General features: G+C 60.7%; 13 protein-coding genes and 1 tRNA gene. 9 read left to right on the forward strand and 5 right to left on the reverse strand.

Going from position 1 to position 15,621, the window contains the following annotated elements; translation table 11 throughout:
- Nucleotides 1-85: 85 nt before the first annotated feature.
- Nucleotides 86-1,372, forward strand: a complete 1,287-nt coding sequence (locus tag VN047_RS18150; protein ID WP_325545157.1) for a site-specific DNA-methyltransferase — start codon at nt 86-88, stop codon at nt 1,370-1,372.
- A 16-nt stretch (nt 1,373-1,388) separates the two neighbouring features.
- Entirely contained in the window at nt 1,389-1,892 is a 504-nt protein-coding gene (locus VN047_RS18155) for a DUF5681 domain-containing protein (protein ID WP_325545158.1), read from the forward strand.
- Between the two features lie 22 nt (nt 1,893-1,914).
- Here VN047_RS18155 and VN047_RS18160 read toward each other — a convergent pair whose 3' ends face one another.
- Together VN047_RS18160 and VN047_RS18165 are read right to left on the reverse strand one after the other, a co-directional pair.
- Nucleotides 1,915-2,334 carry a hypothetical protein gene (locus VN047_RS18160; protein WP_325545160.1) on the reverse strand — a complete coding sequence of 140 codons (420 nt, stop codon included), beginning with the start codon at nt 2,332-2,334 and terminating at the stop codon, nt 1,915-1,917.
- Between the two features lie 10 nt (nt 2,335-2,344).
- On the reverse strand, nt 2,345-2,803 hold the full coding sequence (locus VN047_RS18165; protein WP_325545162.1) for a very short patch repair endonuclease: 459 nt from the start codon (nt 2,801-2,803) through the stop codon (nt 2,345-2,347).
- A gap of 68 nt (nt 2,804-2,871) precedes the next feature.
- Here VN047_RS18165 and VN047_RS18170 point away from each other — a divergent pair, with 68 nt between their 5' ends.
- A complete protein-coding gene (locus tag VN047_RS18170) occupies nt 2,872-4,128 on the forward strand; it encodes a DNA cytosine methyltransferase (RefSeq protein ID WP_325545164.1) in 1,257 nt (418 codons plus the stop codon).
- Between the two features lie 173 nt (nt 4,129-4,301).
- Here VN047_RS18170 and VN047_RS18175 read toward each other — a convergent pair whose 3' ends face one another.
- On the reverse strand, nt 4,302-5,345 hold the full coding sequence (locus tag VN047_RS18175; protein WP_325545165.1) for a DNA cytosine methyltransferase: 1,044 nt from the start codon (nt 5,343-5,345) through the stop codon (nt 4,302-4,304).
- A gap of 797 nt (nt 5,346-6,142) precedes the next feature.
- Between VN047_RS18175 and VN047_RS18180 the strand changes: the two genes are divergently transcribed.
- From VN047_RS18180 to VN047_RS18190, 3 genes are read left to right on the forward strand one after another with little or no spacing between them, the layout of a single operon-like run.
- Complete coding sequence (locus VN047_RS18180) at nt 6,143-6,415, forward strand: DUF3489 domain-containing protein (protein ID WP_325545167.1); 273 nt, start codon at nt 6,143-6,145, stop codon at nt 6,413-6,415.
- Nucleotides 6,415-6,813 carry a DUF2924 domain-containing protein gene (locus tag VN047_RS18185; RefSeq protein ID WP_325545169.1) on the forward strand — a complete coding sequence of 133 codons (399 nt, stop codon included), beginning with the start codon at nt 6,415-6,417 and terminating at the stop codon, nt 6,811-6,813. Before VN047_RS18180 ends, VN047_RS18185 begins: the two co-directional genes overlap by 1 nt.
- Nucleotides 6,810-8,474, forward strand: coding sequence for a recombinase family protein (locus tag VN047_RS18190; protein WP_325545171.1), 1,665 nt, complete (start codon nt 6,810-6,812; stop codon nt 8,472-8,474). The genes VN047_RS18185 and VN047_RS18190 overlap by 4 nt, the downstream gene beginning before the upstream one ends.
- On the opposite strand, the gene VN047_RS18195 is transcribed toward VN047_RS18190, so the two are convergent.
- Both VN047_RS18195 and VN047_RS18200 read right to left on the reverse strand, forming a co-directional pair.
- Nucleotides 8,456-9,667 carry a hypothetical protein gene (locus VN047_RS18195; protein WP_325545173.1) on the reverse strand — a complete coding sequence of 404 codons (1,212 nt, stop codon included), beginning with the start codon at nt 9,665-9,667 and terminating at the stop codon, nt 8,456-8,458. The two genes, VN047_RS18190 and VN047_RS18195, sit on opposite strands and share 19 nt — an antisense overlap.
- Nucleotides 9,668-9,994: 327 nt before the next feature.
- Nucleotides 9,995-10,081, reverse strand: a tRNA-Leu gene (locus tag VN047_RS18200).
- A 304-nt stretch (nt 10,082-10,385) separates the two neighbouring features.
- Between VN047_RS18200 and VN047_RS18205 the strand changes: the two genes are divergently transcribed.
- The 3 genes from VN047_RS18205 to VN047_RS18215 form a co-directional block, all read left to right on the forward strand.
- Nucleotides 10,386-11,960: a hypothetical protein gene (locus VN047_RS18205; protein ID WP_325545176.1), complete on the forward strand. Its 1,575-nt coding sequence runs from the start codon at nt 10,386-10,388 to the stop codon at nt 11,958-11,960.
- An 82-nt stretch (nt 11,961-12,042) separates the two neighbouring features.
- Entirely contained in the window at nt 12,043-14,727 is a 2,685-nt protein-coding gene (locus tag VN047_RS18210; protein ID WP_325545178.1) for a TonB-dependent receptor domain-containing protein, read from the forward strand.
- A gap of 169 nt (nt 14,728-14,896) precedes the next feature.
- On the forward strand, nt 14,897-15,621 hold a 725-nt coding region (locus VN047_RS18215), incomplete at its 3' end, for a type II secretion system protein N (RefSeq protein WP_325545179.1).

Raw genomic sequence — 15,621 nt, forward strand, 5'->3', positions numbered from 1 at the left:
TGACATGTGAGCCTTTCCATCAATCAATGGAAAGCTCTTTGACATGAAAAATATCTCGATATTCGAGCCGGAAAGGCTCGAATCCATGGCGGTCGCCGATCTCCGGCCGCACGATCGCAATCCGCGCACCCACTCGAAGAAACAGGTCGAGCAGATCGCGGAGAGCATCAGACGCTTCGGCTTCACCAATCCGGTTCTGGTCGACAGGGACGGCCAGGTGATCGCGGGCCACGGCCGGATCGAGGCAGCAAAGCTGCTCGGTATGGCGACGGTGCCCGTGTTGCGTCTCGAACACATGACGGAGGCCGAGAAGCGGGCCTACATCATTGCCGACAACCGGCTTGCCGAGCTGGCAGGCTGGGACAATGACCTGCTCGCGCTGGAGCTGGCTGCAGTCGCCGAACTCGACAGCGAATTCGACCTCGCGCTCACGGGGTTCGATGTCGCCGAGATCGAGGCGTTGCTCAACGGTCTTGAAGTCGGCGAGCAACGGGAAGAAGAGCCTGTTCAGATCGACGAACAGGCTCCTGTCGTCAGTCGTGTCGGCGACATGTGGCAGCTCGGCGATCATGCGCTGATCTGTGGAGATGCGACAGACCCCGAAGTCTACCGCCGTCTCCTTGATCAGGAGAAGGCGCAGATGGTCTTCACCGACCCTCCGTACAATGTGCCGGTGAACGGGCACATCTGTGGTCTGGGCAAGGTGCAGCATGACGAGTTCGTGATGGCATCGGGCGAAATGACCGAGGAACAGTTCACGACGTTTCTCCGCACTGTCACTTCGAACCTTGCCGCCTTCAGCGACGACGGTTCGATCCACTATGTCTGCATGGACTGGCGGCACATGGGCGAACTCCTGGCCGCCGGCCGCTCCGCCTACTCGGAGCTCAAGAACCTCGTCGTCTGGAACAAGGACAATGGCGGAATGGGCGCCTTCTATCGCTCGAAGCACGAACTCGTGTTCGTCTTCAAGAACGGTAGCGCACCCCACATCAACAACTTCGGGCTCGGTCAGCATGGCCGGTACCGGACCAACGTGTGGGACTATGCGGGCGTCAATTCGCTGAAGGCCGACCGCGACGAGGAACTCGCGATGCATCCCACGGTGAAGCCCGTGGCGATGGTTGCGGACGCAATTCGGGACTGTTCGCGCCGTGGCCGGATCGTCCTAGATGCCTTTTCTGGTTCGGGGACGACGATCATCGCCTCGGAGCAGACAGGGCGGCGGGCGAGGGCGATCGAGCTTGATCCGCGGTATGTCGATGTCGCGATCCGGCGCTGGCAGCAAATGACGGGTGGTTCGGCGAAGCTTGTCGGAACGGACAGCAGCTTCGACGAATTGTCCGGCATGGTTGCCGAATTGGAGATGTGATGAATGAGCGGCGCTGATGTTCGGCGCCGCTCATCCTTTTTGTCCGGAAATTGATGTGAGTGCATCGCGCCGCCGGCTCCTGCATCGTGGGATTTCACCGCAGGAGTTATCCATGGACGACAAGGAAGAGACGGTAGGCTACGGAAAGCCGCCGAAGAAGCACCGCTTCAAGAAGGGCCAATCCGGAAATCCGGCCGGGCGTCCACCCAAGCCGAAACTGGCCAACGACTTGCGATCGATGCTCGACAGGATCGGCAACGAAGAGGTCGATATCAACGGCCGGTCATTCACCTTGCAGGAAGTCGAATTGATGGCCTTGCAGCGCAAGGCTGCAAAGGGGGACGTAGCCGCGAGCCGGCATCTCGCCAAGCTCCGTGCCGATGCGGGCGTTGGCAAGCCTGAGACTCTCAGTGGCGTCCTGGTCGTGCCCGGCAAGATGCCGTTGGAGCAATGGAGTGCGGCTGCCGCAATTCAGCAGTCGAAGTACCGCGTCAAGAATGTTGATGACGAGTTGGGATGAGGTGAGGCTGGAAGTGGCCTTCTTACATTGTGGGCGTAGTTTGATCCTGCTTAACAAGAACCACTTCAAAATGCCCCGTACCAGCTTCAAACTCCGTGATCTGCCAATAGGTGTTGGCGCGCCCATCCTTCGCCACCCACGGTTGCGCCGTGCCATAGCTCTCACCGGGTTCGCCGCTTACTATGACGACATCAACGCGGCCTCCGAACTCCTCCAGTGCCCTGCGAAGGTGGCGGATGCGTTTGGTATTGCCAGACTTCGTGCCCCAATTCTCGATTGGATCGGCGTGGACCGAGGTGTTTACCCACATGAGGCCGTCACGCGTCCCCATCTCCTTCTTCCAGAGAGAGATGCAGATGCCATCTTCCTTTTCGGCGCTCCAATCCTGGCGTGGGGCTTCAACGTTGTATCCCAGATGCTCGAACGCCTCGACAAATTGCATCTCTGATCTCCTATGCCGATTTCTTCTTCGCGTCTGATCCCATGATGGTTGACTGCTCGGTTTTCAGCCAGCTAGCCAGCTCATCTGCCATATTCTCGAGCGAGCTCTTGATGTCGCATTCCCAGACGATCGCAACACGCCAATTTGCGGCTAGCAGAGCGGCTTCGTGCTTTCTGTCGCGCGCAACGTTTGCCTGAAATTTTTCAGCCCAGAAGTCAGACCTCGTCGCGGGAGTAGTCGCAAACCGACAGCCTTCATGGCGATGCCAGAAGCACCCGTGAACGAAAACGGCCGCCCGATATCGGGGGAAGACGAGGTCGGGGCTGCCTGGAAGACGCTTGTCATGCAGCCGGAAGCGAAAGCCACGGGCATGCATGGCCTTGCGCAGCAAGATTTCAGGCTTCGTATCCTTGCCACGGATATTGGCCATCATCCTTGATCTGGTGGCAGAGTCGACAATGTCGACCAATCCGTATTCTCCCTGGCGTGTTCGGCACGTCCTGGTATGAGGACGTCGCGAAGGGAAATTTCGTCACGATGAGCCGTATCTTCAAGACCGTGGATCTTTTTGCCGGGCCAGGAGGCCTTGCGGAAGGCTTTTCGTCGATCAGAAGGGAAGGGCGTCCCGTTTTCGACATCGCCCTTTCGGTCGAAAAGGAGCCTTCGGCATTTCGGACCCTGCGTCTTCGGGCCTTTACGCGGCAGTTTCGCGAAATCCCCGATTCATATTACCGCTACATTGCCGGCGAGATTTCGCGCGATAAACTGATCCAGGCGCATCCGGCCGAATGGAAGGCCGCGGAAGAGGAAACGGCGCTTCTCGAACTCGGCAGAGATGATGCGAAGACCGTTATCGATCAGCGACTGGATGCCATCCGTGCAGATGGCAACGACGACACGGTATTGATCGGGGGGCCTCCCTGCCAAGCCTACTCGCTCGTTGGTCGGGCAAGAAACCGAGGGAACAGCGCCTATGATCCGGCGGCCGATCATCGGCACTTCCTTTATCGGGAATATATCCGGATTCTCGATCGCCTTCGCCCGGCTGCCTTCGTCATGGAAAACGTCAAGGGCATCCTGTCATCGAAGGTGGAGGGTCAGGGCATCTTCGAGCGGGTGCTCGCCGATCTCCGCAACGCGGGAGGTGCGCCCGACGGATATACGCTTCTGCCGCTGGTCAGCGAAGGGAAGGGGAGGCACGGGGAGTATATCATCCGCAGTGAACACTACGGCATTCCGCAGCGCCGCCACCGCGTCATCCTTGTCGGCATTCGCTCGGACAGGCTGGCCGCTCGGTCCATCCTCACGAACCATTGGCTTTCGGCTGACGCGACCACGCGCAGTGTCGCGGACGTGCTTGGTGACATGCCGAAGCTGCGGAGCGGGCTCAGCCGACAGGCCGATTCCGAAAGCGCCTGGCGTGCGGCTGCCATCGACGCCTTCGAGACGGCCGCTCGCGCATGCAGAGCGGATGGTGCGGGGGAACTGGGCGACATCGCGCCGGTTCTGGAGGCCCGCCGTGCCACGATAGAGGCCACGAAGGAGAAATTGCCCCGTAGTGATCGCCGCGTCACGGCAGTTCGTGACAACTGGCTGAGCGACTGGCTGATCGATGACCGTCTCCGGGCGCTGCCCAATCATGAGACGCGGGGTCACATGATCACCGACCTGTCGCGATATGCCTTCGCTGCCACCTTCGCCGAGCGTCGCGGTCGCTCACCCAAGGCAAGCGAATATCCGCGCGATAGAAATCGACTTCGACGTGCTCGGCATATGCGTCGTGCGCGTTTTTGAAGAGTTCGTGAATTGCGGTAGGGATGCCTGCTATCTGCTGCCGGCCCAGCATATCGACGGCGCGCGCACGAACCTTGATCGTTGCCACGTTTTACCGACCTGTCCAAACGCGGCGCGTCGACAAACAATCAGCAGCTTGCTTATGCGCTCTTTTCGGCTGCCGCACGGAGAAGTCAGGAGCCATGTTGAGTCGTGGATAGGGCAGTTTCAAAAGCCTTTGTGAGCGTGGAGATCATATCGGGAGGTACCGCGTTGCCGATCTGCGTAGATATCTGTGAGCTATTGCCGAAAAAGACATAATTGTCGGGAAATGTCTGCAGACGGGCCGCTTCCCTCAAAGTAATTGCCCGATCGTAAAACGGATGAGCGAATCTGCCGCGCGTGATGTCCGTGCATCCGGTAGTCAGAGTAGGCGCCACCGCCTCCCATTTCATACGACCATACACGTCCGGGAATCCGCTTTGCCCACGGTGGCATGCCAGTTCGAGTTCTGGAGGGAGGCTCTTTCGACTGCCCCCGTTTTTGGGAATCGCAGCAAGGCGCCTTAGGGCAATCTCGGAATGGCTCCGGGCTCGGTGGAGCTTGTCTTTGGGATCCGCTTGCCCATTCCCCAATGCTGGGAGTTTTCCGATCGCATCGGCCACCGTCTTTTGCGCACATGTGAGGTTAGTGCTCAAAAAACGCTCTAACGCTGCCGCGCCACGAGCTGCAACCATAATGCAGCGCTTACGTCGCTGCGGGACGCCGTACGCTGCGGCATCCTTCAATAGGGGGTCAGTCACGGCGTAACCAAGCACATTTAGGCCGTTGCGAAGCTCTTCGACGACAGCCCTGTAACTCGGGCCAACAAGCCCTGGTACATTCTCGAAGAATATCAACTTAGGCTTGATGATTTTAACGGCTGCCAGCGAGTGGATTAACAGCTGCTCCCGAGGATCGCTACCTCTCTTTCGATTTTGACTACTGAACGGCTGACAAGGGGCACAAATCACGAGAAGGTCGACAGTCTCTCCGCCGATCGCCCTTTTCAAACGCCGAATAGTATCTTTTTCGCGAATGTCGGCTTCGACAAATTCAACCTCAGGATGGTTTTCTCGATATGTCGCCGCCGCGATTGGATCGAAGTCAACGGCCGCAAGAACTTTCCATTGCTTCGCCTTCAACCCTAGGGTGACACCACCGGACCCACAAAAAAGATCGACCGCAGTACGGGTCATTGAGCTTTATCCCCCGACGATCCGATCGAATTTCGTGCGATCGTTCAAATCGGGGGCCTTATAACTTTGATTTCATGTCAAGCGCTAGATACTAGAAACCCCAGAAAACCGATATTTTTGCTTTCATCGCTCGCGAAGTTTGGCGTCGGACGCGACAAAGCGATGGTTTTGCCCGGCGCGAACCGCGCAACATTCCACGATCTTTGGCGCGATGAACATGCGCGGCGAGATGGGCCTCGATCCTATAACGCCCGATCACGACACAAACCAAATGAGGCCTCGATGCGGAATCTGAGTGTCCAATGCACTCAACGACAGCTTTGGGCCGGCAAGTTCATCGGCCCCAACGTCTAAGATCGGGCGCAAAGCCGCCTTCTATTTGGAGATGTCCAGCGCCGATTGGAGTAATCTTTGCGCTCTTTCCAAAAATGAATTGATCGCGTCGATTACAGCGATGATGTCTGCGTCCGGCAGTCGGGAGTTTTGGCCCGCCACCGCATGTTCGTGGGCATCTTCCAGGCAGGCAGTGAGGTCAGCGAAGATTTTTGTGCGTCGCCCGGAGAGTGATTTGCTCGCTTTCGCCATACCTACCGATACGCGTCAATTCGTCTCGCAAGTCCAGACGCAGCTTTTTGACCGCGCGACTATTCCGCTGGACTGTGGTCGCAGTTCGAGCATTGGTGATCGCGGCGAACGGGAACGGACCGTATCGAAATAGCCGCAGAATCCAGGATCTGGCGGCCTTGGGTCAGTGGAAGCGACTCGATCATGCGTCGCTGCCATGAAGGAGACCCACGATGTCCGACAATAACTCTACCGAGCGAACGCCGTCGAAGGCCAGCATCGTCGAAGCCATGCTCACCAAGGCGCCTGGCGCTACGATTGCTGACATGAATGCTGCTACCGGTTGGCAGCTGCATAGTTGCCGGGCCTTTCTCACCGGCCTTCGTAAGAAGGGAAAAGTCATCGAACGCACGAAGCGGAAAGATGGAAGCAGCTGCTATCGGATCGTTCGGCCCCGCAAAGCTGTTGCTGACCTCCCGGCTGCGGCCGGTGAGGATCAGGTCTGATGGCGAAGCCGCGGCTCGATCTCGGCAGTGTCGATAATCTGAATCTCGCGGGCGCGAAGGAGTGGTGGGTCCGCCTGTACCGCGAACCTGCACCCTCGCTTTCGCTTCAACTTCTCAAGTTCGGCATCGCTTACCGCATCCAGATCAGGGCTGCGGGGATCTCCGAGCCGAAAATGCCGCGGCGCCAGCGAGATCGGGGTAGGGGAAAGCCGATCCCGCGCAACCTTGCTCCCGGTACCCGTCTCGTCCGCGACTGGCATGGCGTCGGTCATGTCGTCACGGTCGTCGATAACGGATTTGAATATGAGGGGCGGCATTGGTCTTCGCTTACCGCCATTGCCCGAGCCATCACCGGCGGGAAATGGTCCGGGCCACGCTTCTTCGGCCTGCCGGCATGACGGTGGCCAGAAAGATCGTGCGCTGTGCAATCTACACGCGCAAATCTACAGAAGATGGGCTCGAGCAGGAGTTCAACAGCCTGCATGCACAGCGAGAAGCCTGCGAAGCCTATATCCTGAGCCAGCGCCACGAGGGTTGGACGCTGATTCCCGATGACTATGATGACGGAGGCTTCTCAGGCGGCTCGATGGCGCGGCCGGGATTGCAGAGGCTGCTGGCCGATGTCGAAACCGGGAGGGTGGACGTCATTGTTGTCTACAAGGTCGATCGCCTGACTCGGAGCCTCGCGGACTTCGCCAAGATTGTCGAACGCCTCGATGCAAAGGAAGCGAGCTTTGTCTCGGTTACGCAGGCCTTCAATACCACGACCAGCATGGGCCGACTGACGCTGAACGTCCTGCTGAGCTTTGCGCAGTTCGAGCGTGAGGTCACCAGCGAGCGTATCCGGGACAAGATTGCCGCTTCCAAGAAGAAGGGACTCTGGATGGGAGGGCCTGTTCCCCTCGGCTATGTCGTCAAGGATCGGAAGCTTGTGGTCGAACCGGCAGAGGCGGAGCAGGTCCGGCATATCATGCGGCGCTATGTCGGGAGCGGATCATCGACCATCCTGCTCGCCGTCCTCGCCGCCGATGGAGTCCGCACCAAGATCCAGCGTCAGACCAGTGGTCCGCATCGCGGCGGCATCCCGTTCGCCCGAGGGAGCCTGTTCCATCTTCTCAAGAATCCTGTCTATCGGGGTATGATCGTTCACAAGGGCGAGGCCTATCCCGGGGAGCACGAGCCGATCGTCGATGAGGAATTGTGGAACGAGGTGCAGAGCCGACTTGCAGAAAAAGCGCCTCCCCGGAAGCACGGCACCAACCGACAGCAGGACGCCTTCTTCCTCGATCGCCTATTCGATCCCGGCGGTCGCCCGATGGTGGTCGACTACTCGGTGAATGGTGTTCGCCGCTATCGTTATTATCAATCCCGTCGCGACCTCGTTCGCAAGGCGAGGGCTAACGTGACACGCATCTCGGTCGGCGTTCTGGAACAATATATTGTTGGACATCTACGTGCCCTGCTCGGAGATCAGCATCAGCTCCGGCGCATCTCGGGTATCACGGACGGCGCGCGCCTCGCTTTGCTGTTCGCAAATGCCGATCGGTTCCTCCACGACCTCGGAGACCCGTCCAGCCGAGAAGCGGCGGTTCGTTCGCTGGTGAAAAGGGTCCAGATCAATACCGCAGACGTCGCCGTCCGCATTGGCGCTGACGTGCTGGTCGGCGATGGCGCTGATGTAACTGATTGGGATCTCACGTTGGCATCGCCGCCACAGAAGCCATTCCGCGAGGCCAAGTTGATGATCTCCGCAGGTGATGGCCAAGAGATCGAGCGTGATGAAAAGCTTGTCGATCTGATCTCGGAAGCCTTCGAAACTAGGGCGCTTGTCAGGGCGTCGCCTGACGTTGCGCTCCACAAACTTGCGGAGAGGGAAGGGCGGTGTCGGAAGCAGATGACGCAGCTCCTCAAAATCAGCTGGCTATCGCCGCCCCTAGTTAATGCGATCATGAATGGCAGTCAGCCGGCAGGATTGACCCGAAAACGGCTTATGGCCATCGACCTGCCGCGAGGCTGGGCCGATCAGGAGCGGCTTCTTGGCTACCAGCGGCTTGGGTAGAAGTTGTAATCGTCGTCCGGACCGAACAGGCGCTTTCCGGCAAATCGTTCGTCGAGCCGTGCCGGCGACAGGTTCTCGGACAACATTTCGATGTACTTCTCTGCCCAGGCAACGAACTCGGTCGTCCGTGGATGTTCGTCGGACGGCATCTTGGTCTTCAGGTTCTTCACGAGCTGCTGGAGACGTGCGGCTTTTTCGACATCCGCCAAGACGTCTGTCATTTCCTCGTGGCGCCGCTTGGCAATATGCTGCCGGCGCGCAGCTTCCTGGCGCTGTCGGCGCTCAATCTCCAGTTGCTCGGCCCACTCCTTGTCTCGCCGGGCCTTCTCCTTCTTCGCAGCAGCAAAGACCGCGAGACCGACAGCGATGTCCTCGGACATAGCCTCGACCTTCTGGGTTTTGCCGTCACGGAAATTGCGACGGGGTGCAGCGCCTGAGAAATATATGTCTTCCAGCTCAACGGCGAGTTGGCCGGTCGGTATGTAGTCCCATTCAGGAAATCGTCGGCGGAAGTAATCGGCCGAGAACCAGTCGTTGGGTCGCAGCTTCTTCTTGTGCCGCTCCTCTTCCGCGAGTTCCGCCGCGGTCAGCTCGTGTTTTACGCGCTTTACGGTTTCGTGGATGCTGAATGCGATCTGGACATCATGACCGGAAAACACCGCGCCTTTTTCGGATTTGACCACCTGGAATCCCTGAACGGCGGCAGCGGCTAACAGGCGATCGAGGGCTAGGCTCAACCTCGCAATAGATGCGGGGCTGACCGCTACGTTGGCGCAACCCGCCTTGGTGGAGCGCACCAGCCCCCTTTCATCTGGCTTGGCTTTCTCGAGCGCTGTGATGGTGCGCTCCAAGACGGGATGGGGTGCTGCAGGCTCTTCCTCGACTGCGGAACTGGCGTTGATCCTCGCTTGCTCCCTTGCCGCGCGGAGGCTGTCGGGCTCGGACAAGGTACTTCCTTCGGCAATCACGATGGCATCGGTCATGCCTCTCTCGGGTGGAGGCAAGGCCGTTTGCGTGACGGGCTTTCCGCTGGCCTTCTTGGCCCAATAACCCAATGGTGGATTGGGAACGCCGTTCTTCTTGCAGATCTTGTGGATGGCTACGTCGGACAGTCCGAAATCCTTCGCGATGTGCGTGATCGGCTTCGACCAGACTAAGTCGTAGAACTCTTGTCGTGTGAAGCGTCTCGGCATGATTGGCTCCGCTTTGTAGATTGGTATTGCTCGCCTTTCTGGCGGCGGTGAGCTATCCTCGTTGTACGGACATGTCAGTCGCTGGCAACTCGGCGCGCAGTCCTGAGATCAGCATCCTAAATGATGAGCTGACTGCAACTCACTCGATTCCATTGAGGCGTGAATTTTCAGGCTGGAGACTTCGGGCAGATTCCCGGCGTCGCGCGGCTCAATATCTCAGTCTCTCGCCTCAGGCATGAAAACGACGCCTCGAAACGGGCGCAGAAGCCCGCCCTTTTTGGGCAGGCTTGAAGAAAAACTGAGTTATCCCAAATACTTAGGACTGACTGGTGCGGTCGAGAAGACTCGAACTTCCACGGCCTTTCGGCCACAACGACCTCAACGTTGCGCGTCTACCAGTTCCGCCACGACCGCACATCATGATGGTCCGGACGGGTCCGGCACCAGGTAGGAGCGGGCGCCTAGCAAAGCTTTCGGGGTGATGCAAGCGAGCTTGGCCGCATTTATTTTCGCGGGCGCGAACGTGCGGTATCGCGCGCCCTCGCCGATGTCATCGAACCGACTCAAAAGAGTCACCCAACTGTCATCGCTCTGGCGTCAGACCGTCATCGAATCACCCTAGTGGCGGCGTCACCGGGGGCGAGGCGGCACATCTCTTCTCGTTCGCGGCATGTTTTTAATCGGGCGCCCCGAGCGCACACCGGGAACGGAGATTTTCATGGCGGCTTTCGCACGCGTTCGTTTGGTCATGCTCAGCGGCGTGGCCTGTTCTATCCTTGCGGCCTGCGGCGCCGACGGCGTTGCGTCGCCGGGCGAAGGCGTGATCGTCATTCCGACCCCGACGCCGACCCCCACTCCGACGCCGACCCCGACGCCGACCCCGACGGGCGTCACCCCTGCTGCGGCGTGCCCCGACATCGCGGGCGCCGAAAAGCTGACCGACCGCGGCACGATCACCGGCCCGCAGGGCACCTGGCGCAACTGCGAATTTCCGTCGCGTTTCAATTCGTCGACGGCCATCCCCAAGGTCGCGGGAGTCCTCTACTCGCTCGGCGGCCGCGTCGACGTCGGTACCGATCAGGGTCCTTCGGGCACCAATACCGTTGTCACGCTGACGATCGATCCCGGCGTCACCATTTTCGGCGCGACGGGCGCCTCGTGGCTCGCGGTCAATCGCGGCAACAAGATCGACGCGATCGGCACGCCGACCCAGCCGATCGTCTTCACGGGCCGCGGCAACGTCGTTGCCACCCCCGATGACAATGCGTCGCAGATGTGGGGCGGCGTCGTGCTGCTCGGCCGTGCTCCCGTCACCGACTGCTTTGCACCGGGACCGGGCGTCGTCGAGGGCACCGCGTCGTGCTACCGCGAAACCGAGGGCGCGACGGGCGCGCAATATGGCGGCGACAAAACCGCCGACAGCTCGGGCCGCATGTCTTACGTCCAGATCCGCTATTCGGGCTTTACCCTTGCTCCCGACAAGGAGCTTCAGGGCCTGACCCCGTCGGGCACCGGTACGGGGACGCAGCTCGATCACATCCAGATCCACAACAGCTCGGATGACGGCATCGAGGTGTTCGGCGGCAATGTGAACATGAAGCATCTGGTGATCACGGGCGCCGAAGACGACAGCCTCGACACCGACGTCGGTTACAAGGGCAACATCCAGTATGTTATCGCGGCGCAGCGGGCCGGCGGGCTGGTCGGCGACTCGATCATGGAGATCGACTCGGACGGCAATGAAAATGCGGTGCCGCGCCAGAATGTGAACATCTCGAACTTCACCTTCATCCATCGCAACAACGCGGCCGGCAACGGCGCCGCGATCCGCATCCGCGGCGGCGCCGACTATACCTTCGCCAACGGCCTGATCGTCGCTCCCGGTTTCCGATGCCTGCGCATCGACAGCACGTCGACGACGCAGACGGCGGGCGCCGACGAACAGGGTCCGCCGCGGTTCCGCTCGGTCTCGCTGCAGTGCAACGCCACGCCCTTCCGCGGCGGCGGCAGCCCCGCAGTCACCGACGCTGAGGTGCAGGCGATCTTCGAAAGCGGCACGAACAACCGTTCGAACTATGTGCCGACGCTGGCGAACCTGTTCGTCAACGGAGCGACCGAAACCGGCTACACGCCGTTCGACGCCAAGACGCTGAACGCCTTCTTCGACACCACCGCCTATGTCGGCGCCGTCCGCGACGCCAACGACACCTGGTACCAGGGTTGGACCTGCAACTCGGCTACGGCGGACTTCGGAACGTCGAGCGGCAGCTGCGTCGCCATCCCGACGACCTGATCCTTCGCGATCCAATCCGGGGAGCGGGCGGGTCCTTTCGGGCTGGCCCGCTCCCTTCCTGAATATTTTGGGGACAATCCACATGACCAAGCGGCCGATCTTCGCCAGCCTGCTTCTCCTCAGTTCCGCCCTCGTCGCGCCTGCGGCGCTGGCGCAGGACGCCGGCACGCCGGCACCCGATGCGCCGGCGGAGGCCGATGCCCCGGCGCCGGCCGAAGAAGAAGCTGACGTTTCGATCCCCGGCGGTGCCGATGCCGAAATCGTCGTTACCGGCCGCTATACCCCCAATGTCGTTCGCGCGACGCCCGAAGTCGTTTCGGTGCTGTCCTCGGCCGACATCGCGCGCACCGGCGAAGGCGACATCTCTGGATCGCTTCAGCGCGTGACCGGCCTCAGCGTCGTCGGCGGCGGCTTTGTCTATGTCCGCGGCCTTGGCGATCGCTATTCGCTCGCGCTCCTGAACGGCTCGCCCCTGCCGAGCCCCGAGCCGCTGAAGCGCGTCGTGCCGCTCGACATCTTTCCGACCAACGTCATCGATTCGACTCTCGTCCAGAAAAGCTATTCGGCGAATTTCCCCGCCGAGTTCGGCGGCGGCGTGATCAATCTTACGACCAAGGCGACCCCGCGCGAGCCGTTCCTGACCTTTTCGGGCGGCATCGGCTGGGACAGCGAGACGACCAACAAGCTCGGCTATACCTATTATGGCAGCGACACCGACTGGACGGGTTTCGACGACGGCACACGTGATGTTCCGTCGTTGTTCCGTACGGCGTTCGGAAGCGGCAAGCCCATCCTCGAGGGCGCCGATTTCAGCCAGGACGACCTGAAGGCCATGGCGATGGAATTGTCCAACGCCCCGACCTCGCTGCTTCAGCAGAACAACCACATCCCGATCAACTGGTCGGCGGGCATCACCGGCGGCACGACGATCGCGCTTCCCGACGGCGAACTCGGCATCATTGCGACCGCAGGCATCAGCAACAAATGGCGCACCCGCGACACGCTTCAGCAGACGTCGGTCGAACGCGACCTGTCGGGCGAACCCCAGACGAGCTATAATCGCGTCGTCACCGACAATCGCGTGGTGGTGAACGGCCTGCTCGGTTTCGGCCTCGAGCTTGGCGATCACAAGCTGCGCTGGACCAACCTCTATATCCGCGACACGTTGAAGCAGGCGCGCCTCGCGCTCGGTACCGACCGCAACCAGTCGGACCGCGACATCATGAAGCAGGACACGGCGTGGTACGAGCGCCAGCTGATCAACACGCAGTTCGTCGGCGAATTCAAGTTCGACCAGTTGAAACTCGACCTGCGTGGCGGTTACGCCAATTCGCAACGCGAAGCGCCCTATGAACGCTCCTTCACCTATGTCCGGACCAATCTTCCCCTCGAACAGGATCCGGTCGGCGACAAGTTCGTCAACGACCTTGGCGGCAGCCGCGGCGACGCGAGCATCGCCTTTTCGGATCTGAACGAGGATCTGTGGTCGGGCGGCGTCGATCTTTCGTACGAAGTGGCGCCGCGCATCACCGCGACGGTCGGCTATGCCTATAGCGATACGCATCGTGTGTCGGAACGCCGCTCCTTCCTGTTCCGCGGTTCGAACCTGCCGCTCGCCGTGCAGCAGCTTCGCCCCGACTATCTGCTCTCCGACGCGACGATCCAGCTTTATGATATCACGCTGATCGAAACCTCGGCGCAGGACGGTACGGCGGCATTTGATGCCAAGTTGCGTACGCACGCCGGCTATGCGCAGGTGCAGGCCGAAGTGGTTCCGACGGTCAACATCAACGCCGGGGTCCGCTACGAGACGGCGAAACAGACGGTCTCGCCGATCGACCTGTTCAACACCGGCGGGTCGGCGATCATCGCGACCGACCTCGACAATGATTATTGGTTGCCCGCGGTTACGCTTACCTGGGAGGTCGCGCCCGACATGCAGGTCCGGCTCAACGGGTCGAAGACGATCGCGCGGCCCCAGTTCCGCGAACTGGTGGCGCAGGTCTATCAGGATCCCGAATCGAACCGCCTGTTCCGCGGCAACCCTTCGCTGACCGACAGCGAGCTGTGGAACGCCGAGGCGCGTTACGAATGGTATTTCGCCAAGGACCAGCGCCTGTCGGTCGCCGGCTTCTACAAGTCGATCGACAAGCCGATCGAGGCCTACACCTCGATCTCCGATTCCTCGATCAACACCAGCTATGCGAACGCGCCGAAGGCGACGCTCTATGGTGCCGAGATCGAAGTGCAGAAATATTTCGCGCTCGACCAGCTGTCGGATGCGCCCTTCTGGGCCAGCCGCCGCCTCGTGCTGATCGGCAACTATACCTTTACCCAGTCGAAAATTAAGGTCGGGACGGGCGACACGACGGTCATCGACGGCGTGGTGCAGCCTGCGGACAATTTCTTCTTCGACGGGGCGCCGCTGACCGGCCAGTCCGATCATCTGGTCAATTTCCAGATCGGGCTCGAGGATCAGGACAAGCTGTCGCAGCAGACGCTGCTCGTCACCTATGCCAGCCCGCGCGTGACCAGCCGCGGTCCGTCGGGCCAGCCCGATCTCAAGGAAAAGCCCGGAATCCAGATCGACTTCGTCGCGCGGCAGGGGCTGAACCTGCTGAACAAGGAAATCGAGCTGAAATTCGAGGCACGAAACCTGACTGGCCGCAACTATCAGGAAGTCCAGGAATCGGGCGACAACAAGATCTATTTCAACCGTTACAAGCTGGGCCGCACCTTCTCGCTCAGCGCGTCGGTCAAGTTCTGATGGTGAAATCCTCCCCGGAGCGAAGTCCCGGGGAGGATCGCCTCGGGCCGTCGCTGCGGACTCGCCCGGCCGTCAAAAAACTGTAATCTTCCGGTCAACTGATTGTCACCAATCGCCTCTAGGCGATTCGCGAGCACGACCTTTTCAGTTGGGGGACAGGGAAGAATTCATGGCAACGCTGATGTCCGGATCGGCCGTTCGGCTGCCGCGCGCGCTGCCTTCATGGTTGCGCGGCGGACGGCGTTCGCCGCGCGAAATCTGGCCGACGCTGCTTGTCGGACTGCTGGGCGCACTGCTGATATGGCAAGTCGTCCGTTTGCTCTGGATCATTCTCACGCCATTGTCGCCGCTCGGCGCGTGGCAGCAGCAATCGGCCGTTATCGCATCGCCCGCCGAACGACGCGCGCTCTTTTCCGGCCTCGATCCCTTTTTCCGCAACAGCGGGCAGGGACCCGCTTCGGCGACCGTCACGGCGCTTGGCCTCACGCTCTTCGGCGTCAATCTCAACGAAGCGACGGGCGGCGGCTCGGCGATCATCGCGGGCGAGGACGATGTCCAGACAAGCTACGCGGTCGGCGACGAGGTCGCACCTGGCGTCAAGCTGGCCGGTGTTGCCTTCGATCATGTGATTCTCGACCGGGGCGGCGCGCGCGAAAGCCTGTTCCTTGACCAGAGCGGCGGGGCACCGGTGGCCAATCCCGCGACCGCGTCTCCCGCACCGGCGACCGAGACGGGCTCCACCTCTGCCAGCATCGCGTCCGCCAGCGGTGAAATGTCGCCCGCCGCGCTCAAGGCCGGGGTGGGCTTCGCGCCGCGCACCGAAGAGGGGCGCGTCACCGGTCTCGTCGTCCAGCCGCAAGGCGATGGTGCGGCTTTCCGCGCTGCGGGCCTGCG

This window comes from Sphingopyxis sp., assembly GCF_035565275.1.
GTDB lineage: Bacteria > Pseudomonadota > Alphaproteobacteria > Sphingomonadales > Sphingomonadaceae > Sphingopyxis.